Raw genomic sequence first — 21,337 nt, 5'->3', positions numbered from 1 at the left:
GGAGATGTCGCCGAGCTCTTCCCCGTCCATCGATGGTGACGTCACCGATGCCATCCGCGATCTCCTGACCGGCGCGGGCATCGAGGCGAACGCCGACCTGATCGCCCGCATCCTCGTGACGGGGGTGGGGCTCGGGCTCGACGACACCGATCGCCTCGACCTGAAGATCGCGTCGGCCGCGCTGTCGGAGATGAGATCGGCGTTCTCCCTGTTCGCGCCGTATCGCTCATCGCCCAAAGTGACGATCTTCGGGTCGGCGCGCACGCAGCCCCACGACCCGCTGTACCGTGCGGCGGCCGATGTCGCCGCGGCGCTCGCCGAGCGGGGCTGGATGGTCGTCACCGGGGCAGGGCCGGGGATCATGCAGGCCGCGGCCGAGGGGGCCGGGCCCGACAACTCGCTCGGAGTGTCGATCCGGCTGCCCTTCGAGGAGAAGCCGAACGCGGTCATCGCCGAAGCGGAGCGCGTCGTCGCGATGAAGTACTTCTTCACCCGGAAGCTGATGCTCGTCAAGGAGTCCCGCGGTTTCGTCTGTGTTCCGGGCGGCTTCGGCACCCTCGACGAGCTGTTCGAACTCTTCACCCTCCAGCAGACAGGCAAGGCCGAACCGACCCCGATCGTGCTGCTCGATGCCCCCGGCGGGACCTTCTGGCAGGGCCTGCAGCGCTTCGCCGACGAGCAGCTGATCCCCTCCGGCGTCATCTCGCGTGATGACCTCGACCGTGTGCTGATCACCGATTCGGTCGAGGCGGCGTCGGCGGCGATCACCGGCTTCTGGCGCAACTACGACTCGCTGCGCTGGATCGGCTCGCGCCTGGTCCTGCGACTGTGCGCGGAGCCCACGGACGCAGAGGTCGCCGATCTCGGACGCCGCTTCTCGCACCTCCTCACGGGTGGCCGGATCGAGCGCACCTCGCCGTTGCGGCGTGAGCGCCAGGACCAGGACCGCCTCGACAAGCCTCGGCTGATGATGGAGTTCGATCGCTTCCGGGTGGGGGAGCTCCATCACCTGATCCGTGCGGTCAACGAACTCGACTCCGCACCCGCCGCGACGCCTCCCGACGAGCCCCGCGACCAGCGCTGACCCGATGTCGATGCGGCGAGCGTGCGGGCTGCCGGCGTCCGTGATCCTGGCCGCCCTGCTCACCGGCTGCGCCGCCGGATTCGGCTCCGCCGCGTCGACGCCCGTCGGTACGCCGCCGACGGGCGTCGACGCGTGGCTGCACCAGCAGCGCTCCGACGAGCCGGATCGTCGGGCGCAGCTGAGGATCGTCAACGACTCCGGATCCGACCTGGAACTGATCGGCATCCGTATCGAGGACGGACGGCTCGCCGCGTCGATCGAAGGAGACGCGCCCACTCTTCCCGCCGGCGAGTCGGTCGACCTGCCGGTCCGGCTCCCTCCCGTCGCCTGCGGCGTGGGAGGCGGCGACACGCGCCTCGAACTCCGCTTCGCCGGCGGAGAGATCCAGACGATGGTCGTCCGCGACTCCCTCGGCTTCCTGGCGCGCCTGCACGAACGCGAGTGCCGCGCGGAGCGCGTCGCCGACGCCGTCACGCTGCGCTGGCGGGACTTCGTCCCGTCGGCTCCGGGGGAGCCTGCATCCCTCACCCTCGAGGGCCGCACGCGCTCCGACGGGGTCCGGTTGCGGAGCGTGCAGTCGACGCCTCTGCTTCAGTTCGGCGAGGGCGACCTGAGCCATCCGCTCGACATCGCGACGGCGACCGGGCCGTTCGAGGTGGTGGTGCCTCTCGTGCCGCAGCGATGCGATCCTCACGTGGTGCAGGAGGACAAGCGCGGCACGGTGTTCGCGATCGATGTCGAGGTGGACGGGGAGCGCGGGAGCATCGATCTCGCGACGGATGCCGCGACGAAGGCGGCCCTGCTGACCTGGGTGTCGCAGTGGTGCGACTTCGGCGGGTGAGGCGTCAGAGCTTCGCGTAGCGCGCGCGGAGGAAGCAGAACCCTCCGTAGACGAGCACGCCGAAGCCGACGAGGAAGACCAGGTACGGCCCGAACGGTTGCTCGAGGAGCGCCTCGATCGCGGCGTCGAAGCCGCCCGCGGCAGCCGATTCCTGCCTGACGGCGGCGACGAGCAGCAGGATTCCCACGATGGTGACCGACACACCCTTGCCGAGGTAGCCGATGATGCCGGTCACGGTCACCGCAAGCCCTGCCGGGCCGCGGGGGATCCGCACCTTCTTGTCGAACGATCGCCTCACGCCGATCGAGGCGAAGATGACCCCGCCGATCGCGAGTCCGAGCCCGGCCGCGGCCAGGACGAACACACCGCCGGGCGTGTCGAGGAGGCCGCGAGTGGCCTCCTGAGCGCTGCGGTCGCTGTTGGGCCGCGCACCGAGGGCGACGGTGACGGCGATACCGGCGAGGCAGAGGTACACGGCCGCCTGCCCTGCGGAGGAGACCCGGCGCCCCCATCCGGCGGCGTCCGTGCTGCGTTCGAGCGCCGCCTGCAGCACGTGCCACAGGCCGAGCGCGCCGAGGAGGATCGCGATCACCCACACTCCGACGAGTCCCAGCGGAGCCTGGAGGAGGGTCGTGAAGGCGCCCGCCTGATCGGACTGCCCACTGCCGCCGAACGCGATCCCGATGACGATCACCCCGAAGAGCACGTGGACGACGCCGTTCGCCGCGTACCCCCCTCGGGCCAAGCCCCGAGCGGCGGGGGAGCGCTCCACGGAGCGCGCGGTGTCTTCTGCGGAGTCGGTCATCCCTCGATCTTCCCAGGTCTGGCATCGTCCGATCGGGTAACGTTGATGGGATGCCGTCCGGCGGAGCTCTGCTGCTCCGTCTCCCGGCGGCGACGCGAACATCAACTGAAAAAGGAGGCGCTCATGGACATCGACATGGGACTGCTGCGGACTGTCGAACGCGAGCGGGAGATTCCGCTCGAAGAACTGATCCGGATCATCGAGCAGGCCATCCTGACGGCATACGCGAAGCACACGTCTCCTGACGGCGAGCTTCCCGACGGTGCGCGCGCACACCTCGACCGGAAGTCCGGTCACGTGGCCGTATACATCCCGATGCGCGATGACGAGGGCGCCGTCATCGGCGAGGAGGAGTCGACCCCCGACGACTTCGGCCGCATCGCCGCCTTCGCCGCTAAGCAGGTCATCAGCCAGCGCCTCCGCGACATCGCCGACGACGCCGTGCTCGGCGAGTTCAAGGGCAAGGAAGGCGACATCGTCGCCGGCGTGGTGCAGCAGGGCCCGAACCCTCGCATGGTCCATGTCGACCTCGGCACGATCGAGGCCATCCTGCCTCCCGAGGAGCAGGTGCCGGGCGAGAAGTACACGCACGGATCGCGTCTGCGCGTCTACGTCACATCGGTGTCGAAGGGCATGAAGGGCCCGCAGATCACCGTCTCCCGCACCCACCCCGGTCTCGTGCGCAAGCTGTTCGCGCTCGAAGTGCCCGAGATCGCCTCGGGTGTCGTGGAGATCGTCTCGCTGGCCCGAGAGGCCGGGCACCGCACGAAGATGGCCGTGAAGGCGAACGATTCCGCGATCAACGCGAAGGGCGCCTGCATCGGCGAGCTCGGCCGCCGTGTCCGCGCCGTCACGGAGGAGCTCAGCGGCGAGAAGATCGACATCGTCGACTACGACGAGACGCTCGCGAAGTTCGTCGCCAACGCCCTCTCGCCCGCCAAGGTCACCTCGAGCTTCGTGCTCGACCAGGCGACCAAAGCGGTCCGGGCCCTCGTTCCCGACTACCAGCTGTCGCTGGCGATCGGGAAAGAAGGACAGAATGCGCGCCTGGCGGCGAAGCTGACCGGAGCGAAGATCGACATTCAGCCCGACAGCATTCTCGACGAGTCCTGACGCGGTAGGATGGAACCTGTTCGAACGTGCGTGGGATGCCGCGCGCGTGCCCCCCGGTCCTCGATGCTTCGCGTCGTGGCGCAGGATGGCGTCCTCGTCCTCGACGAGACGGCAGTCCTTCCCGGTCGGGGTGCGTGGGTGCATGACACGGACACCTGCGTGACCACCGCCCTGCGGAGACGCGCATTCGGACGCGCACTACGAGTGCCCGGCGTGCTGGAGACGGCAACGCTCGAGGCGCATACCCCTCACAAGACCCACCAGCGAAACGGCTGAACGGCTATGGACACAAAGTGAACGGCTCGAAATGAGACCCGTCCGCCAATGACGGTCCGCCCTGTCCGGGGTGGGCCCCCAGACAGGAGAATTGTGGCAAAACCACGCGTGCACGAGATCGCTTCCGAGCTCGGCGTCGACAGCAAAGTCGCCCTCGCGAAGCTGAAGGAGCTCGGCGAATTCGTCAAGAGCCCCTCATCCACCATCGAGCCCCCCGTGGCTCGCAAGCTTCGGGCTGCGCTCGAAGCTGAAGGCGTGAAGGCACCTGCCGCCGCGCCCGCCAAGCCCGCCTCGCAGGCTCCGCGCCCCGGCGCGCCCAAGCCTGCGGCCCCCGCGCCTGCAGCTCCGGCCCCGGCAGCCCCCGCTCCGGCGGCGGCTGAGCCGGCCGCGCCCGCACCGGCTGCTCCGGCGGCGCCCGCCCCGGCTGCGCCCGCGGCTCCGGCGGAGACCCCCGCCCCTTCGGCCCCGGCTGCTGCCGAGGAGCCCAAGAGCGGTGGCGCGCCCACGCCCGGCAAGCCGGCCTCGCAGCCTCCCCGTCCGGGTGGCGCGCGTCCGGGCAACAACCCGTTCGCGTCGGCTCAGGGCATGGGACAGCGTCCCGCCGGCCCTCGTCCGGGCAACAACCCGTTCGCCTCGGCTCAGGGCATGGGCCAGCGTCCGAGCCCCGGCAACATCCCGCGTCCGCAGGCGCCGCGACCCGGCGCCCCGCGTCCGGGCGCTCCGCGTCCCGGCGGTGCAGGACGTCCCGGCGGTGCAGGTCGCCCCGGCGCCCCGTTCCAGCAGCGTCCCGGCGGTCCCGGTCGTCCCGGCGGTGCCGGTGGTTTCGGTGCTGCTCGTCCCGGCGCACCGGCCGGCGGTTTCGCCGGTCGCCCCGGTGGCGGCGGTGGCCGTGGTCGTGGACCCGGCGGTGGCACCGCAGGTGCCTTCGGCAAGGGCGGCGGCAAGTCGAAGCAGCGTAAGTCGCGTCGTGCGAAGCGGCAGGAATTCGAGATGCGGTCGGCACCGGTCGTCGGTGGCGTCAACGTCTCGAAGGGCAACGGCGAGATCATCCGTCTCCGTCGTGGCGCATCGATCGCCGACTTCGCCGACAAGCTCGAGGCGCTCCGCGGCTACAACGTGCAGCCCGGCACCCTCGTGACAATCCTCTTCAACCTGGGCGAGATGGCGACAGCCACCGAATCCCTCGACGAGGCGACCTTCGAGGTCCTCGGCGCCGAGCTGGGCTACAAGATCCAGATGGTCTCGCCCGAGGACGAAGACAAGGAGCTCCTCGAGGGCTTCGGTCTCGACCTCGAGGCCGAGCTGGAGGCGGAGAGCGAGGATGACCTCGAGATCCGTCCTCCCGTGGTCACCGTCATGGGCCACGTCGACCACGGTAAGACGCGACTGCTCGATGCGATCCGTCAGACCAACGTCGTCGCGGGCGAAGCCGGCGGCATCACCCAGCACATCGGTGCCTACCAGGTGTGGACCGAGCATGAAGAGATCGAACGTGCGATCACCTTCATCGACACGCCCGGTCACGAGGCCTTCACGGCCATGCGTGCCCGTGGTGCTCAGGTCACCGACCTCGCGATCCTCGTGGTCGCGGCCGACGACGGCATCATGCCGCAGACGGTCGAGGCGCTCAACCACGCCCAGGCCGCCGGCGTGCCGATCGTCGTCGCGGTGAACAAGGTCGACAAGCCCGACGCCAACCCGGCCAAGGTCCGTCAGCAGCTCACCGAATACGGCCTCGTCGCCGAGGAGTACGGCGGAGACGTCATGTTCGTCGACGTCTCGGCTCGTCAGAACACCGGCATCCAGGATCTCCTCGACGCTGTGCTCCTCACGGCCGACGCAGGGCTCGACCTCACGGCGAACCCGAACAAGGCCGCCCGTGGTGTCGCGATCGAAGCGAAGCTCGACAAGGGCCGCGGTTCGGTCGCCACGGTGCTGATCCAGTCCGGAACGCTCCGCATCGGTGACGCGATCGTCGCCGGCACGGCCTACGGCCGCGTCCGCGCCATGATCGATGAGAACGGCGACGCCGTCGACGAGGCCTACCCCTCGCGGCCCGTGCAGGTGCAGGGACTCAACTCCGTGCCCCGCGCCGGCGACGTGTTCATCGTCACCGAGGAAGACCGCATGGCTCGCCAGATCGCTGAGAAGCGTGAGGCCGTCGAGCGCAACGCCCAGCTGGCGAAGGCCCGCAAGCGCATCTCGCTCGAGGACTTCACCCGTGCGCTCGAAGAGGGCAAGGTCGAGTCGCTCAACCTCATCATCAAGGGTGACGTCTCCGGTGCCGTCGAGGCGCTGGAGGAGTCGCTCCTCAAGATCGAGGTCGACGATTCGGTGCAGCTGCGGATCATCCACCGCGGCGTCGGTGCGGTCACCGAGTCGGACATCAACCTGGCGACGATCGACAACGCGATCGTCATCGGCTTCAACGTCCGTCCCGATGCGAAGGCACGCGAGCGCGCTTCCCGCGAGGGCGTGGACGTCCGGTTCTACTCGGTCATCTACAACGCGATCGACGACGTCGAGCAGTCCCTCACGGGCATGCTGAAGCCGGAGTACGAAGAGATCCAGTCCGGTGTCGCCGAGATCCGCGAGGTGTTCCGCTCCTCGAAGTTCGGCAACATCGCCGGTGTCATCGTCCGCTCGGGCACGATCACGCGAAACGCGAAGGCTCGTGTCATCCGAGACGGTGTCGTGCTGGCCGATGGCCTGGCCATCGAGTCGCTGCGTCGATTCAAGGACGACGTCACCGAGGTGCGTACGGACTTCGAGGCCGGTATCGGTCTCGGCAAGTTCAACGACATCCAGATCGGTGACGAGATCGAGACCACGGAGATGGTGGAGAAGCCGCGCGGCTGATCTGCGTCTGCACGGTCGGCGATGGATGCCACCACGATGACGGGCCACTGAGGCTCCGGTCATCGAGGCGGCATCCATCGCCTCCGCAGTTTTTCCGGTCTGCCCCATCGTGGGCCGGGTAGAGAAGGAGAAGGACATGGCTGGCGAACGACAGGCTCGACTGGCGGATCGCATCCGCGTGCTCATTGCGGAGCGTCTGGAGAAGGGGCTGCGCGACCCGCGCCTCGGTTTCGTGACGATCACCGACGTCCGCGTCACCGGTGATCTGCAGCACGCATCGGTGTTCTACACCGTCTACGGCGACGACACCGAGCGCGCCGACTCGGCAGCGGCCCTCACAGCTGCCACCGGACTCCTCCGCAGCGAGGTCGGGCGACAGCTCGGCATCCGTCTCACCCCGACGCTCGAGTTCATCCTCGACGGCCTGCCCGAGAACGCCGGCCACATCGAGGAGCTCCTCCGCGAAGCACGCGAGCGCGACGCGAAGGTCGCGGGCATCGCGGCGACCGGCACCTACGCCGGCGACGAGGACCCGTACCTCAAGCCGCGCGAGGGCGACGACGAGGACTGAGCCCGCTCACCGCGGCAGGTGCAGGTGGCCCTCGGTGACCTCGACCAGGCCGTCGGCGATCAGCGAATCGATCGCGCGGGCGCGCTGCAGGCCGTCGGGCCAGTCTGCGACGACCTCGTCGAACGGGGCGGAGTGCCCTGTCGCACCCCGCAGCACCTTCAAGACGGCGCCGCGCGCCTGACGATCGCTGCCCTCGTAGCGCGCCTGCTTTCGGCGTGTGTCGCCCGTGTCGGGGTAGCCTGCTGCGCGCCATGCGCAGAGGTGCGCGATCGGGCACGCGTCGCACCGCGGCGATCGGGCGACGCACACGACGGCCCCGAGCTCCATCGCGGCTGCGTTCACGACCGCCGCCGCGGCACGGTCTGCCGGCAGGATCGCGGACATCGCGGCCAGGTCGGCCTTCGCGGGTGGTCCCGGCTGCGCCCGGCCGTCCACGGCCCGCGCCAGCACGCGCCGGGTGTTCGTGTCGACAACGGGATGACGGTCGCCGTACGCGAAGACGGCGACGGCCCTCGCGGTGTAGTCGCCGATGCCGGTCAGCGCGAGGAGCGCGTCGACGCCCCGGGGCACGACGCCATCGTGGCGGTCGCGGATCTCGGTCGCCGCCCGGTGCAGCCAGAGCGCACGGCGGGGGTAGCCGAGGTTGGCCCAGAGGCGCACGGCATCCGCTGCCGGGGCCGCCGCGAGCGCGGCCGGGGTGGGCCAGCGCTCGAGCCACTCGGCGAGGCGGGGGACCACACGCGCGACGGGCGTCTGCTGCAGCATGAACTCGCTCACGAGCACGCCCCAGGCGCCGAAACCCTCCGCTCGCCACGGCAGGTCGCGTGCGTTGGCCCGAAACCATGAGATCAGCGGAGGAGCGAGGTCGGGCACCGCATCAGCCTAAGCCGGGTGGCGCCGGCGAGCGGGAGCGCCGACGGGCAGAGCCTAGGCTGGATCCCATGCAGCAGACGCCGAATCCGAGTGGCATCCTGCTCGTGGACAAGCCGGGGGGCATCACGAGTCACGACGTCGTCTCGCGGGCTCGCCGTGCGCTGAACACCCGCAAGATCGGCCATGCCGGCACGCTCGACCCGATGGCGACCGGCCTCCTCGTGCTGGGGGTCGGCCCGTCGACCCGGCTGCTCACCTACATCGTGGGCCTCGACAAGACCTACGAGGCGACGATCCGTCTCGGCGTCGCCACCGACTCCGACGACGCCGACGGTGTCGAGACGACGCGAACGGATGCCGGCGCGGTCACCGACGAGGCGATCGCGAACGGCGTCGCCGTGCTGACCGGGGCGATCTCGCAGGTGCCGAGCACGGTGTCGGCGATCAAGGTCGGCGGCCGCCGTGCCTACGATCTCGCCCGCGCCGGCGAGGAGGTCGAGCTCAAGGCCCGAAGCGTCACCGTCTCGCGGTTCGACGTCCTCGGTGTGCGCCGCGGCGCCGGCGTGGTCGACGTGGACGTCGTCGTCGACTGCACGAGCGGCACGTACATCCGCGCGCTCGCCCGTGATCTGGGCGCCGGCCTCGGGGTCGGCGGCCATCTCACCGCCCTCCGCCGCACCCGCATCGGTCCGTTCGAGGTCGCCGACGCCGTCACCGAGCTCGCCCCCGACGCCCCGCTCCGCGCGGCCGCCGACGTCGCGGCATCCGTTCTGGGGGCGTTCCCCGTCACCGCCGAGGAGGCGCGCGACCTCCGGCACGGCAAGCGCCTGGTCGGCGCCGCGACGCGACTGGCCGGCGAGACCCCCGCCGCCATCGATCCCGCGGGCGACCTCGTCGGCATCGTCGGCCGCCGCGGAGCCGACGTCAAGAGCCTCATGAACATGCCGGGGGAGCAGCCGTGATCTTCTGGTTCACCGTGACGCAGATCGTCGTGGCCTGCGCTGCGGGACTCCTCTGCACGGTTCTCGGGCTGGCGGGGCGTCGCCCGAGCGACCTCTCCGTCGGCACGCAGGCGCTCATCCTGCTCCTCCTGATCGCACAGGTGGTCGTCGCGATCGTCTCGCCGCTCGCCGGCAATCCGCCCACGGGCGACCTGCTGGAGTACTGGGTCTACCTCGTCTCGGCGGTCCTGATCCCGCCCGCCGCCGTGGCCTGGGCGCTCATCGAGCGCGGGCGGTGGAGCACGGTCGTCATGGGCGTGGCATCGTTCGCGATCGCCATCATGGTGTGGCGCATGCACGTCATCTGGACGATCCAGGTCGTCTGAGCGCGACCGTAGGATTGAGGTGTCATGGCTGAGCTCACCTCCACCACGGCGGCGCCCGCGCGCCGCATGACCGGCATCGGCCGGGTCCTCGTCGTCGTCTACGCGATCATGGCGATCGGGGCCACCGGACGTTCGTTCGTGCAGATCGTGCGGGAGTTCGACGAGGCGCCCCTCGCGTACACGCTCTCGGCGGCGGCCGCCGTCGTCTACATCCTCGCGACGCTCGCTCTCGTCTTCAGCGCCTCCGACGCGTGGTACCGCGTCGCCTGGGTCGCGATCGGCTTCGAGCTCGTCGGCGTCGTGATCGTCGGAACCCTGTCGGTGACCCTTCCCGAGCTCTTCTTCCACCCCACCGTGTGGTCGGGATACGGCATCGGATACGTGTTCATCCCGCTGGTGCTCCCGTTCCTGGGACTGTGGTGGCTCATCACCCACCGGGTCGCGGTGCCCGCTGCCGAGGGAGCACCCGCATGAGGGTCTTCACCGACCCCGCCGACATCCCCGCCGGATTCGGCCCGAGCGTCATCGCGATCGGCAAGTTCGACGGTGTGCACTCCGGGCACCGCGCCGTCATCGACCGGGCACGCGTCACCGCGACCGACGCCGGCGCGCGCGTGGTGGCCGTGACCTTCGACCGCAATCCGCTCAGCATCCTGCGCCCCGAGTCGTGCCCCGAGGCGCTCGTCAGCATCGAGCAGAAGATCGCGCTTCTCGCCGACGCCGGCGTCGACGCCACGCTGGTGCTCCGCTTCGATGCGGAGCTCGCCGCGCTCACGCCGGAGGAGTTCGTGGAGCACGTCCTCGTCGACGCACTCGACGCCGTCTGCGTTCTGGTGGGCGACGACTTCCGGTTCGGACGCGGCGGAGCTGGAACCCCGCAGTTGCTCGCATCGCTCGGACTCGACTCGGGATTCACCGTCGATGTGGTCTCCGACGTGCAGGGAGGCGGGCGCCGGGTCTCCTCCACGTGGGTCCGGGAACTCCTCGCCGCAGGTCAGGTCGAAGATGCCGCCCGCCTCCTCGGCCGGCCGCATGCGCTGCGCGGCGAGATCGTCCACGGGGTGAAGCGGGGGCGGGAACTCGGCTATCCGACGGCGAACCTGTCGGCCGATGTGGAGGGGTTCGTCCCGGCCGACGGCGTCTACGCGGGCTGGCTCGTCGACGAAGGGTCGAGCGCCGATCGCCTGTTCGCCGCGACCCGCTATCCTGCGGCGATCTCTATCGGCACGAACCCGACGTTCGACGACGTGCCGGTGCGTCAGGTCGAGGCGTACGTGCTCGACGAGACGGACCTCGACCTCTACGGCCACACCGTGCAGGTGCAGCTGACCCACCGCATCCGCGGCATGGTGAAGTTCGAGGGGATCGACGCCCTCATCGAGACGATGCGCGGCGACGTCGAGGCTGCCCGCATCGCCCTCCGCGCCGGGCGCTGAGCCCGGTCAGTAGGATCCGGAGTCGACGGCGCCGGTCGCCGATCCGCCGGCGTCGATGCGGCGGGCTTCGCCGAGGATGACGGCGCTGCCGCTCGTGCCGAGGCGGGTGGCGCCGGCCTCGAGCATCGCGATGGCGTCGTCGTAGCTGCGGACTCCGCCGGATGCCTTGACCTCGACGTGCTCGCCGACGGTGCGTCGCATGAGCGCGACGTGCTCGGCGGTCGCGCCGCCACCGGCGAACCCGGTCGACGTCTTCACGAAGTGCGCGCCGCCGGCCTCGGTGAGGCGGCTGCCGCGCTCGATCTGCTCGTCGTCGAGGAGGGAGGTCTCGAGGATGACCTTGGTGATGTGACCGGATGCCGCGTCGACGACAGCGCGGATGTCCTCGGTCACGACCTCGTCGAACCCGGAGCGGAGAGCGCCGATGTTCACGACCATGTCGACCTCGGCGGCGCCGTCGGCCAGTGCCTGACGGGTCTCGGCGACCTTCGCCGCGGTCGAGGTCGTGCCGTGAGGGAACCCGATGACGGTGCCGACCTTGACACCGGTGCCGGCGAGGCGCGAGACGGCGTAGGCGATGTCGCTCGGGCGCACGCAGACGCTGAAGACGCCCCATTCGGCGGCGATGACGAGCTGGGCGTCGACGTCGGCGCGGGTGAAGTCGGGCTTCAGGATCGCGTGGTCGATGGTGGCGGCGAGGTCGCGTTCGGTGGGCATGCTTCCAGCGTACGCGTCGCGTGTGCTCTCGGCGGGGCGGGGGAGTTGCTAGACTGGAGGGAAGGGACCGTCGCGTCGCCGCAGCTCGCTGAAGCGAGTGCTTGCGGCCGGGAGGTTCCAGGCACACCCCCTCGCCGTGGCGCACTGTCGCGGTCCATTCATCCGTCGCTCGCGGCGGTTCCGCCGGGCTCCCCGGTGTCACGCTCAGGAGGAGCATGCCGACCACGGCATCCACCGCCCCGAAGACGTCGTCGCGACGTCGCAAGGGCTCGTCGTCACGTCGCGATGACGACGCACCACTCATCCCGATCCTCGCCCGCAAGGTGCGCGAGATCGAGGCCAAGGCGCAGCGCGGCAAGCTCGGCCCCACCAATAGGGTCAAGTTCCAGGTGATCGCCTTCCTCGTGCGCGAGGAGCGCGCCCGCGTCAAAGCCGACGGCGAGATCACCGACGGCGCCCGCGCCGAGCTGCTCAAGCGCCTCGACGGGGTCGCCACGATCCTGGCCAAGACGGCAGCGCGCGACACGTCGCTCATCCAGCTGCTCGAGGTCGACCAGGCGGCGTCGCCCGTCGCCCGCCGCATGCGTCGCGACTGGCTGCTCGAGTCGGGTGCCGACCTCGCCGAGGACGAGCTCATCATCACGGATGCCGCTCCCGTCCAGGCCCCGGTCGTCCCCGCCGCCCTCGCGCAGCGCCAGGTCGTGCCGCCGCAGATCGACGCGCGCCGCGAGTCGAACCCGTTCCTCGCCCCCGAGGTCACCGCACCGCCGGTCTCTTCGACGCGCCGCCGCCTCGACGGCTGGGAGCTGATGGGCCCGCTGTACAAGGCGTTCGAGACGGGCGCCGGTGGCCGTGCCGCGTCGATGGATCTTCCTGAGGTCCCCGAGTTCGACCGGCTGTCGCCCAAGGGTCTCGAGATCATGCCGCACCAGTCGCGGTTCCTCGAGGCCGTCCGAGGAGGGCACCGCCGCTTCCTCCTCGCCGACGAGCCCGGCCTCGGCAAGACGGCCCAGTCGGTGGTCGCGGCATCGGTCGCCGATGCCTACCCTCTCCTCGTCGTGGTGCCCAACGTCGTCAAGATGAACTGGGCGCGCGAGGTCGAGCGCTGGACGCCGCAGCGACGCGCCACGGTCATCCAGGGCGACGGCGAGACGATGGACGCCTTCGCGGACGTCTTCATCGTGAACTACGAGATCCTCGACCGGCACCTGTCCTGGCTGAGCTCGGTCGGGCTCAAGGGCATGGTCGTCGACGAGGCGCACTTCATCAAGAACCTCTCGTCGCAGCGCTCGCAGAACGTGCTGGCCTTGGCCTCGCGCATCCGCGAGCAGGTCCGTGACCCGCTCCTGCTCGCTCTGACCGGTACGCCCCTGATCAACGACGTCGAGGACTTCGACGCCATCTGGCGCTTCCTCGGCTGGACCAACGGCGAGAAGCCCGGTCCCGAACTCATGGAACGCCTGGATGCCACGGGCTTCACGCCTGCAGACAAAGCCTTCTATCCGGAGGCCCGCGACGCGGTGATCTCGATGGGCATCGTCCGGCGCAAGAAGAAGGACGTCGCCGCCGACCTCCCCGACAAGCTCGTCGCCGACCTGCCCGTGGAACTGGACGACGAGTTCGGCCGGTCGATCCGCGCCGCGGAGCGCGAGCTGGGTGGCCGCCTGGCCGCCAAGTACCGCCGCATCATCGAAGCCCGCGGCGACACGTTCATCCGCGGCGAGGCCGACGACGACATCGTGCGTCTGGTCGCGCACGGCGAGCTCGAGGAGTCGAAGGCCTCGGGCACCGGCTCGGAGAACGTCTTCTCCATGGTGCGTCGCATCGGTCAGGCGAAAGCGCACCTGGCGGCCGATTACGCGGTGCAGCTGCAGCGATCGGTCGGCAAGGTCGTCTTCTTTGCCAAGCACATCGATGTGATGGATGCCGCTGAGGCGCACTTCGCGTCGGCCGGGCTCCGGACCGTCTCGATCCGCGGTGACCAGACCACACCGGTCCGTCAGCAGGCGATCGACGCCTTCAACGGCGACCCCGACGTCTCGATCGCGGTCTGCTCGCTCACCGCGGCCGGCGTCGGACTCAACCTGCAGGCGGCCTCGAACGTCGTGCTCGCCGAGCTGAGCTGGACGGCGGCCGAGCAGACGCAGGCCATCGACCGGGTGCACCGCATCGGCCAGGGTGAGCCCGTGACGGCGTGGCGCATCATCGCCGCCCACACGATCGACACGAAGATCGCCGAGCTCATCGACAGCAAACAGGGCCTCGCCCAGCGTGCGCTCGACGGCGACGCGGTCGACCCCACGTCGAGCGATTCCGTGCAGCTCTCGGCGCTCATGCACCTCCTGCGGCAGGCGCTCGGCGCCGCGTGATCGCGAGGCCGGCCGGTGCAGACCGTCGGCTGGCCCGCGATCGGCTCCGGGCGATAGGCTCGATGGCGGCAGCGTCGCCCTCAGCATCTCCCGAACCGCGAAGGACCTCCCTCATGAAGATCGGCATCCTCACGAGCGGCGGCGACTGTCCTGGACTGAACGCGGTCATCCGCGGCGTGGTCCTCAAGGGCAGCACCGCCTACGACATCGAGTTCGTCGGCATCCGTGATGGGTGGCGAGGGGTCGTCGACGGCGACTTCTTTCCGCTGACGCGTCACGAGGTCAAGGGCCTGTCGAAGGTCGGCGGAACCATCCTCGGCACGAGCCGCACCAACCCGTACGAGGGGCCCCGCGGTGGCGCCGAGAACATCTCGAAGACGATGTACGGTCACCGGCTCGACGGCATCATCGCGATCGGCGGCGAAGGCACCCTCGCGGCGGCCAACCGCCTCCACAAGGACGGCATCAACGTCCTCGGGGTGCCGAAGACGATCGACAACGACCTCCGGGCCACCGACTACTCGTTCGGCTTCGACACGGCCGTCAATATCGCGAGCGAGGCGATGGACCGTCTCCGCACGACCGGTGACTCGCACCAGCGGTGCATGGTCGCCGAGGTCATGGGACGCCACGTCGGCTGGATCGCCCTCCACTCCGGCATCGCCGCGGGCGCGCACGTCATCTGCATCCCCGAGGTCCCGATGTCGATCGAGGAGATCACCGAGCAGGTGACGAAGGCGCACGACCGTGGCCGCGCACCCCTCATCGTGGTCTCCGAGGGCTTTACGCTGAAGGGCATGGACGAGGCGTTCAGCGACAAGGGCCTCGACGCCTTCAACCGCCCGCGCCTCGGTGGCATCAGCGAGATCCTCGCGCCCGAGATCGAGCGCATCACGGGCATCGAGACCCGCTCGACGGTGCTCGGTCACATCCAGCGCGGCGGTTCGCCGTCCGGATTCGACCGCGTGCTCGCGACTCGTCTGGGTCTCCACGCGGCCGACGCCGTGATGGACGGCGCGTGGGGTCAGATGGTCGCCATGCGCGGCACCGACATCGTCCGCGTCCCCTTCGAGGACGCGCTCGGCGAACTCAACACGGTGCCGTTGTACCGCTACGAAGAAGCCGCCGCACTCTTTGGGTGAGGTCTCGCCCCGCCGCGAGTCACCTCCGCTCTGGCTCGCCCTGACGGGCGCGGTCTTCGTTGGCGTGCTGACGGCCGTGCAAGCGCGCATGAACGGTCAGCTGGGCCTTCGACTCGATCACCCGATGGCCGCTGCGTCGATCTCGTTCGGCAGCGGTCTCGTCATCATCACCGTCATCGCCCTGGCGACGCCGTCGGGGCGCCGGGGGTTCGTCGCGCTCGGGCGCGGCGTCCGTGACGGGGCGATTCCCTGGTGGATGCTGATCGGCGGCGCCGCAGGAGCGCTCACGGTCGCGACGCAGAGCCTCACGGTCGGCATCGTCGGGGTCTCGCTGTTCACCGTGGGTCTCGTGGCCGGTCAGACGGTGGGCGGTCTGTTCATCGACCGGATCGGCTTCGGCCCGGGCGGGGTGGTGCCGGTTACGGTGCCGCGCCTAGTGGGAGGTCTGCTCGCCCTCGTGGCCGTCACGGTCATGCTGACCGCGGGCGAAGGCATCGGCGACGTGCCCGTGTGGCTGCTCGCACTGCCGCTCATCGTCGGAGTCGGACTCTCCTGGCAGCAGGCCGCGAACGGCAGGCTCCGGCAACGCGTCGGCACGCCGCTAGTCGCGACGTTCGTCAACTTCACGGTGGGCACGATCCTGCTGGTGGCGGCGGCTCTCGTCGTGACGGCGACGAGCGGACCGCCCCGGGCCCTGCCGGGGGAGCCGTGGCTCTACTTCGGCGGCGCTCTCGGGGTGGTCTACATCGTGATGTCGGCGGCGCTCGTCGCCCACACCGGGGTGCTGCTTTTCGGCCTCGCCGCCGTGTCCGGGCAACTCGTGGCATCCCTTGTCCTGGATGCCGTGTGGCCGGCACCGGCGAGTCCGGGCCTCGCGGTCGAATCGATCACCGTCGCGATCGCGTTGTGCTCGGTGTTCGTCGCGGGGTTCTGGCGGACTCGCCGGTAGTCGTCAGTCGGCCTTCGGGGTGAACGACAGCGACAGCGAGTTCATGCAGTAGCGGTCGCCGGTGGGCGTGCCGAAACCGTCGGGGAACACGTGCCCCAGGTGGGAGCCGCAGTTCGCGCAGCGCACCTCCGTGCGCACCATCCCGTGGCTGTTGTCCTCGATGAGCTCGACCGCCTCGGGGCGGACCGACTCGTAGAAGCTCGGCCAGCCGCAGTGCGAGTCGAACTTCGTGCCGCTCTGGAAGAGCTCCGATCCGCACGCCGCACAGGCGTAGAGCCCGGCGCGACCCTCGTCGAGGAGTTCGCCCGTCCAGGCCCGCTCGGTTCCCGCCTCGCGAAGCACGGCGTACTGCTCGGGAGTCAGCTCTTCGCGCCACTGCTCGTCTGTCTTGTCCACGCGATAGTTCATGGGGTCCATCCTTCCGCTCGTCCTATTCAACCCGACGAACCGCCCGCGTGTTCCCGACTCCGGCGGGCCACCCCGGTTACCGTGGGCATGTGCCCCTCTCCGACTTCGATCGCGCGATCCTCGACTTCGAGACGCGATGGACCGCGCACACCGGCGCGAAGGAGGAAGCGGTGCGGGTGGAGCTGTCGCTGACGCCTGCACGTTACTACCAGCTGCTCGGTCGCCTCGTCGACACCGCGGATGCCGTCGCCTACGACCCCGTCCTGGTGCACCGCCTGCAGCGCCTGCGCGAGGCGCAGGACCGGGCCCGCCGGGGCCGCGCTCAGGTCTCCACCTCGCGCGGCAGGTAGCATTCTCGGGTGCCGTCCCCGACTTCCCGCCAGGATTCATCCGAACCCGTGACCGATCGTTTCGATGATCTGCCGGCGTCTCCGCGCAGGATCGGCGCACACCGGGCCGAGAACCCGCGACTCCGCCTCGGCGGTGTGCTCCTCTGGTCGGCGATCGCGACGGTGGTCATCATCTTCCTCGGCGTCTTCGGCTCGATGCTCGCCAGCGGTCGGCTCAGCATCGCCCCCGGTGGGACGCAGCAGTCGCAGGGCCCCGTCGCACCCCAGGTCGACGCCTCGTACCCGGTGCTCGTGCTCAACGCGACCGATCAGGAGGGGCTCGGCGGAGAGATCCGCGAGCTCGTGATCGGCGGCGGCTGGGCCGAGGGTGCGGTGCAGGAGGTGAACGCCAGCTCGGACGACTTCGCCGTGACGACGGTCTACTACCCGACGCCGGCGGACGAGGCGGCCGCGCGCGGGCTCGCCGATGTGATCGGCGGTGCCGAGGTGGATCTCGACGACACCTACGACGTCGTCGCGAGTCCCTCCGCGGCGGATGCCCAGAACGGCGTGAAGCCGCAGCTCGTGATCGTCGTGGGCCTCGACTTCCGCACCGAGTGACCTCCCGCGTCGCCCCGCGGCGCTCCGTGTTTCGCTGTCGTAAACAGTTCGATGCGCGGGTGTCAACAAGCGAGATATCGGCGGATGACGCCGTCGCGGCATGGATATTCTGACGCTGTTCCAGAGCATCAGGAGAATCGCATGACCCAGGGCACCGTCAAATGGTTCAACGCCGAGAAGGGCTTCGGCTTCATCACCCAGTCCGATGGCGGAGACGTGTTCGTGCACTATTCGAACATCGAGATGTCGGGGTTCCGCGTCCTCGAGGAGGGGCAGGCGGTGGAGTTCACCGTCGGTTCGGGTCAGAAGGGTCCGCAGGCCGAAGCCGTGCGTCTCCTCGCGTAATCCGCGGGGGCTATCCTGCCTGCGTGACTACCTTGCGCCCCGACCGGGGCGGTGCCGCGCGTCGCCTCTCCCTCGCCGGGCTGCCCGCCGTGCTGACGCTGGCCATGGTGGTGGGGTGCGCACCGGAGACGACTCCGGTGGCCGCTCCGTCGCCCACCCCGTCGCCGACGTCCTCGGTGTCGACCTTCACGCCGGCGCCGGAACCGGCGGCCACGGTGGTCGCCGCGCCGCTGCGGGGCACCGAGATGCCGATCGAGGCCGCCATGCGACCGTCGCTGGCCGCGAAGATCGACAACGTGGGGGAGGCGCGACCTCAGTTCGGGCTCGACCGGGCGGACATCGTCTACGAGGAACTCGTCGAGGGCGGCCTCACCCGCTACGTGGCGGTGTGGCACTCCGACGTTCCCGATGAGGTCGGGCCGATCCGCAGCATCCGACCGATGGATCCCGACATCGTCTCTCCGCTCGGAGGTCTCATCGCCTACTCCGGCGGGCGGGCTGAGTTCATCGCGCTCATGAAGGATGCGCCCGTCCACAATTCCGTCCACGGTGGCCTCGACGACGCGTTCATGGCGCGGACCGGCACCCGGCCTGCCCCTCACAACGTCCTTCTCCGCGCCACCGATCTGGTGAGCGCGTACGCGCACCTGAATCCGCCGAAGCCGCAGTTCGCCTACTCCCCGTCGGGCTGGGCGCCGGTGTTCGGTCGGCCGTCGACGGGCCTCGACCTGCAGTTCTCGGATGTGTCCGCGCGCAGCTGGAGGTGGGATGCGGCTGCCGGTGCCTACCTGAGGGCGCAGGACGGCCGCGCCGACGAGACGGCGGACGGCGACCCGGTCACCGCGACGAACGTCGTGGTGCTGCGGGTGGGGATCGACACCCGCTATGGCGACGTGCCGAAGACGGTGCTCGTGGGCGAAGGCCGCGGTTCCGTGTCCACCGGCGGGTCGGCGATGGAGATCACCTGGCAGAAGGACGACCGCGACAGCCCGATCGTGCTGCGCAACGACGCCGGGTCGGAAGTGAAGCTCGCCCCCGGGAGCACCTGGGTCGAGCTGGTGCCGACGGCGGGATCGGCCACCGTTCGCTGACAGCGCCACCCGGCACGGGTCGCGGGGCGACTTTCGGGCTCGAGCGCCGCCGCGGCGGCTTGCACTCGCCATGGTCGAGTGCCAGAATGATTTAGCACTCACTCATCCCGAGTGCCAGAACGAATCAGCGCTCAGCCCCCTGAGCGCAAGGGACTGAACGTTACGTCCGGGAGGGACGACACACTTATGGCAAAGATCATCGCTTTCGACGAAGAGGCCCGACGCGGCCTCGAGCGCGGCCTCAACATCCTGGCCGACGCCGTGAAGGTGACGCTCGGCCCGCGTGGCCGCAACGTCGTGCTCGAGAAGAAGTGGGGCGCCCCCACGATCACGAACGACGGCGTGTCGATCGCCAAGGAGATCGAGCTCGACGACCCGTTCGAAAAGATTGGTGCGGAGCTCGTCAAGGAGGTCGCGAAGAAGACCGATGACGTCGCCGGTGACGGCACGACGACGGCTACCGTCCTCGCTCAGGCGCTCGTCCGCGAAGGCCTGCGCAACGTCGCAGCCGGCGCCGACCCCATCTCGCTCAAGAAGGGCATCGAAAAGGCCGTCAAGGCCCTCTCCGAGGAGCTGCTCGCCGGCGCCAAGGAGATCGAGACCAAGGAAGAGATCGCGGCCACGGCATCCATCTCCGCCGCCGACCCCGAGATCGGCGCCCTGATCGCCGAGGCCATCGACAAGGTGGGCAAGGAAGGCGTCGTCACGGTCGAGGAGTCGAACACGTTCGGCACCGAGCTCGAGCTCACCGAGGGCATGCGGTTCGACAAGGGCTACATCAACCCCTACTTCGTCACCGACGCCGAGCGTCAGGAAGCGGTCTTCGAAGACCCGTACATCCTGATCGCCAACCAGAAGATCTCCAACATCAAGGACCTTCTGCCGATCGTCGACAAGGTGATCCAGGAGGGCAAGGAGCTCCTGATCATCGCTGAGGACGTCGAGGGCGAGGCTCTGGCCACGCTCGTGCTCAACAAGATCCGCGGCATCTTCAAGTCGGCTGCCGTCAAGGCTCCCGGCTTCGGCGACCGTCGCAAGGCTCAGCTCCAGGACATCGCGATCCTCACCGGCGGCCAGGTCATCACCGAAGAGGTGGGCCTCAAGCTCGAGAACGCGACGACCGACCTGCTCGGCCGCGCACGCAAGGTCATCATCACCAAGGATGAGACGACCATCATCGAAGGCGCCGGTGACGCTGCGCAGATCGAGGGTCGCGTGACCCAGATCCGCCGCGAGATCGAGAACACCGACAGCGACTACGACCGCGAGAAGCTCCAGGAGCGTCTCGCCAAGCTCGCCGGCGGCGTCGCCGTCATCAAGGCCGGCGCGGCGACCGAGGTCGAGCTCAAGGAGCGCAAGCACCGCATCGAGGACGCCGTCCGCAACGCGAAGGCTGCCGTCGAGGAGGGCATCGTCCCCGGTGGTGGCGTTGCGCTCATCCAGGCCGGCGAGAAGGCATTCGCGAAGCTCGAGCTCACGGGCGACGAGGCGACCGGTGCGAACATCGTCAAGGTCGCCATCCAGGCTCCGCTGAAGCAGATCGCGCTCAACGCCGGTCTCGAGCCCGGTGTCGTCTCGAACAAGGTCGCCGAACTCCCCGCGGGCCAGGGCCTCAACGCCGCCACGGGCGAGTACGTCGACATGTTCGCTGCCGGCATCATCGACCCGGCCAAGGTCACTCGTTCGGCGCTGCAGAACGCTGCGTCGATCGCCGGCCTGTTCCTCACGACCGAAGCGGTCGTCGCGGACAAGCCGGAGAAGGTCTCGGCTCCGGCCGGCGACCCGACCGGTGGCATGGACTTCTGATCCCACGCTGATCGAGGCGAAGGGCCCCTCCTCGCGGAGGGGCCCTTCGTCGTTCGTGGGACGGTGACGCGTCAGCGGAACAGCCCGGCAGCGGAGAGCTCGGTCTGGGCGTACTGCTGCCCGACAAGGCCGAGCGCGCTGCTGATGTCGCCGAGAGCCGCGTCGAGTTCGCGCTGGGCGCCGCGCCAGCGCTCGATCACGGACTGGAAGGCGACGGACGCGCTTCCGGTCCACGAGCCCTGCAGCTGCGTCAGCTGCCCGAGCATCGAGGCGGTTTCGCTCTGCACCCGATCGCCGGTTGCGCGGATCGTGGCGGTGGCGGCGAGGACGGCGTCGCTGTCGACGGTGAAGACGCTCATGGTCGTGCTCCTTTCG

General features: G+C 69.6%; 23 protein-coding genes. 18 read left to right on the top strand and 5 right to left on the bottom strand.

Annotated elements, in window-relative coordinates; all coding sequences use genetic code 11:
- Positions 1–4 precede the first annotated feature (4 nt).
- Together ACJJV7_RS10540 and ACJJV7_RS10535 are read left to right on the top strand one after the other, a co-directional pair.
- Complete coding sequence (locus ACJJV7_RS10540; protein WP_405374998.1) at positions 5–1,084, top strand: TIGR00730 family Rossman fold protein; 1,080 nt, start codon at positions 5–7, stop codon at positions 1,082–1,084.
- 4 nt (positions 1,085–1,088) lie between these two features.
- Positions 1,089–1,925, top strand: coding sequence for a hypothetical protein (locus ACJJV7_RS10535; protein ID WP_405374999.1), 837 nt, complete (start codon positions 1,089–1,091; stop codon positions 1,923–1,925).
- Between the two features lie 4 nt (positions 1,926–1,929).
- Here ACJJV7_RS10535 and ACJJV7_RS10530 read toward each other — a convergent pair whose 3' ends face one another.
- Positions 1,930–2,730 carry a DUF1206 domain-containing protein gene (locus ACJJV7_RS10530; protein WP_405375001.1) on the bottom strand — a complete coding sequence of 267 codons (801 nt, stop codon included), beginning with the start codon at positions 2,728–2,730 and terminating at the stop codon, positions 1,930–1,932.
- 123 nt (positions 2,731–2,853) lie between these two features.
- Between ACJJV7_RS10530 and nusA the strand changes: the two genes are divergently transcribed.
- The 4 genes from nusA (at position 2,854) to rbfA (ending at position 7,549) form a co-directional block, all read left to right on the top strand.
- Positions 2,854–3,843, top strand: coding sequence for a transcription termination factor NusA (nusA, locus tag ACJJV7_RS10525; protein ID WP_405375003.1), 990 nt, complete (start codon positions 2,854–2,856; stop codon positions 3,841–3,843).
- 9 nt (positions 3,844–3,852) lie between these two features.
- The gene (locus ACJJV7_RS10520; RefSeq protein WP_405375005.1) at positions 3,853–4,119 is read left to right on the top strand and encodes a YlxR family protein; all 267 of its coding nucleotides are present in this window, start codon (positions 3,853–3,855) and stop codon (positions 4,117–4,119) included.
- Between the two features lie 93 nt (positions 4,120–4,212).
- Positions 4,213–6,978 carry a translation initiation factor IF-2 gene (gene infB, locus ACJJV7_RS10515; RefSeq protein WP_405375007.1) on the top strand — a complete coding sequence of 922 codons (2,766 nt, stop codon included), beginning with the start codon at positions 4,213–4,215 and terminating at the stop codon, positions 6,976–6,978.
- Between the two features lie 136 nt (positions 6,979–7,114).
- Positions 7,115–7,549, top strand: a complete 435-nt coding sequence (gene rbfA / locus ACJJV7_RS10510; RefSeq protein WP_405375008.1) for a 30S ribosome-binding factor RbfA — start codon at positions 7,115–7,117, stop codon at positions 7,547–7,549.
- Positions 7,550–7,555: 6 nt separating this feature from the next.
- Here the strand turns inward: rbfA and ACJJV7_RS10505 are convergent, their stop codons facing one another.
- Complete coding sequence (locus ACJJV7_RS10505) at positions 7,556–8,422, bottom strand: A/G-specific adenine glycosylase (protein ID WP_405375010.1); 867 nt, start codon at positions 8,420–8,422, stop codon at positions 7,556–7,558.
- A 68-nt stretch (positions 8,423–8,490) separates the two neighbouring features.
- Here ACJJV7_RS10505 and truB point away from each other — a divergent pair, with 68 nt between their 5' ends.
- Genes truB through ACJJV7_RS10485 form a run of 4 tightly spaced genes read left to right on the top strand, consistent with a single transcriptional unit; the run spans position 8,491 to position 11,185 of the window.
- The gene (gene truB, locus ACJJV7_RS10500) at positions 8,491–9,384 is read left to right on the top strand and encodes a tRNA pseudouridine(55) synthase TruB (protein ID WP_405375011.1); all 894 of its coding nucleotides are present in this window, start codon (positions 8,491–8,493) and stop codon (positions 9,382–9,384) included.
- Entirely contained in the window at positions 9,381–9,749 is a 369-nt protein-coding gene (locus ACJJV7_RS10495; protein ID WP_405375013.1) for a hypothetical protein, read from the top strand. Before truB ends, ACJJV7_RS10495 begins: the two co-directional genes overlap by 4 nt.
- 24 nt (positions 9,750–9,773) lie before the next feature.
- Complete coding sequence (locus ACJJV7_RS10490) at positions 9,774–10,223, top strand: hypothetical protein (protein WP_405375015.1); 450 nt, start codon at positions 9,774–9,776, stop codon at positions 10,221–10,223.
- Positions 10,220–11,185: a bifunctional riboflavin kinase/FAD synthetase gene (locus ACJJV7_RS10485; RefSeq protein WP_405375017.1), complete on the top strand. Its 966-nt coding sequence runs from the start codon at positions 10,220–10,222 to the stop codon at positions 11,183–11,185. The genes ACJJV7_RS10490 and ACJJV7_RS10485 overlap by 4 nt, the downstream gene beginning before the upstream one ends.
- Positions 11,186–11,191: 6 nt before the next feature.
- On the opposite strand, the gene deoC is transcribed toward ACJJV7_RS10485, so the two are convergent.
- Positions 11,192–11,902, bottom strand: a complete 711-nt coding sequence (gene deoC / locus ACJJV7_RS10480) for a deoxyribose-phosphate aldolase (protein WP_405375018.1) — start codon at positions 11,900–11,902, stop codon at positions 11,192–11,194.
- Between the two features lie 215 nt (positions 11,903–12,117).
- On the opposite strand from deoC, the gene ACJJV7_RS10475 reads away from it, so the two are divergent.
- The 3 genes from ACJJV7_RS10475 (at position 12,118) to ACJJV7_RS10465 (ending at position 16,362) form a co-directional block, all read left to right on the top strand.
- On the top strand, positions 12,118–14,271 hold the full coding sequence (locus ACJJV7_RS10475) for a DEAD/DEAH box helicase (RefSeq protein WP_405375020.1): 2,154 nt from the start codon (positions 12,118–12,120) through the stop codon (positions 14,269–14,271).
- A 113-nt stretch (positions 14,272–14,384) separates the two neighbouring features.
- Positions 14,385–15,413: a 6-phosphofructokinase gene (locus ACJJV7_RS10470; protein ID WP_405375022.1), complete on the top strand. Its 1,029-nt coding sequence runs from the start codon at positions 14,385–14,387 to the stop codon at positions 15,411–15,413.
- A complete protein-coding gene (locus tag ACJJV7_RS10465; protein WP_405375024.1) occupies positions 15,406–16,362 on the top strand; it encodes a DMT family transporter in 957 nt (318 codons plus the stop codon). Before ACJJV7_RS10470 ends, ACJJV7_RS10465 begins: the two co-directional genes overlap by 8 nt.
- Before the next feature lie 3 nt (positions 16,363–16,365).
- On the opposite strand, the gene msrB is transcribed toward ACJJV7_RS10465, so the two are convergent.
- On the bottom strand, positions 16,366–16,770 hold the full coding sequence (gene msrB, locus ACJJV7_RS10460; RefSeq protein WP_405375026.1) for a peptide-methionine (R)-S-oxide reductase MsrB: 405 nt from the start codon (positions 16,768–16,770) through the stop codon (positions 16,366–16,368).
- A gap of 89 nt (positions 16,771–16,859) precedes the next feature.
- Here msrB and ACJJV7_RS10455 point away from each other — a divergent pair, with 89 nt between their 5' ends.
- The 5 genes from ACJJV7_RS10455 (at position 16,860) to groL (ending at position 20,962) form a co-directional block, all read left to right on the top strand.
- Positions 16,860–17,120, top strand: a complete 261-nt coding sequence (locus tag ACJJV7_RS10455; RefSeq protein WP_405375028.1) for a DUF3263 domain-containing protein — start codon at positions 16,860–16,862, stop codon at positions 17,118–17,120.
- A 48-nt stretch (positions 17,121–17,168) separates the two neighbouring features.
- A complete protein-coding gene (locus ACJJV7_RS10450; protein ID WP_405375030.1) occupies positions 17,169–17,720 on the top strand; it encodes a LytR C-terminal domain-containing protein in 552 nt (183 codons plus the stop codon).
- 141 nt (positions 17,721–17,861) lie between these two features.
- A complete protein-coding gene (locus tag ACJJV7_RS10445; protein WP_405375032.1) occupies positions 17,862–18,065 on the top strand; it encodes a cold-shock protein in 204 nt (67 codons plus the stop codon).
- 23 nt (positions 18,066–18,088) lie between these two features.
- Positions 18,089–19,156, top strand: a complete 1,068-nt coding sequence (locus tag ACJJV7_RS10440) for a DUF3048 domain-containing protein (protein WP_405375033.1) — start codon at positions 18,089–18,091, stop codon at positions 19,154–19,156.
- Between the two features lie 186 nt (positions 19,157–19,342).
- On the top strand, positions 19,343–20,962 hold the full coding sequence (groL, locus tag ACJJV7_RS10435; RefSeq protein ID WP_405375035.1) for a chaperonin GroEL: 1,620 nt from the start codon (positions 19,343–19,345) through the stop codon (positions 20,960–20,962).
- A gap of 71 nt (positions 20,963–21,033) precedes the next feature.
- Here groL and ACJJV7_RS10430 read toward each other — a convergent pair whose 3' ends face one another.
- Positions 21,034–21,321 (bottom strand): WXG100 family type VII secretion target, encoded by a 288-nt coding sequence (locus ACJJV7_RS10430; protein ID WP_405375037.1) that lies wholly within the window; start codon positions 21,319–21,321, stop codon positions 21,034–21,036.
- Between the last annotated feature and the right edge of the window lie 16 nt (positions 21,322–21,337).

Origin of the sequence: Microbacterium sp. Ld4 (assembly GCF_045066555.1) — a bacterium.
Taxonomy (GTDB): Bacteria; Actinomycetota; Actinomycetes; order Actinomycetales; family Microbacteriaceae; genus Microbacterium.
The sequence above is the reverse complement of the archived record's forward strand: the minus strand, read 5'-3'. Positions and strand labels throughout refer to the sequence as shown.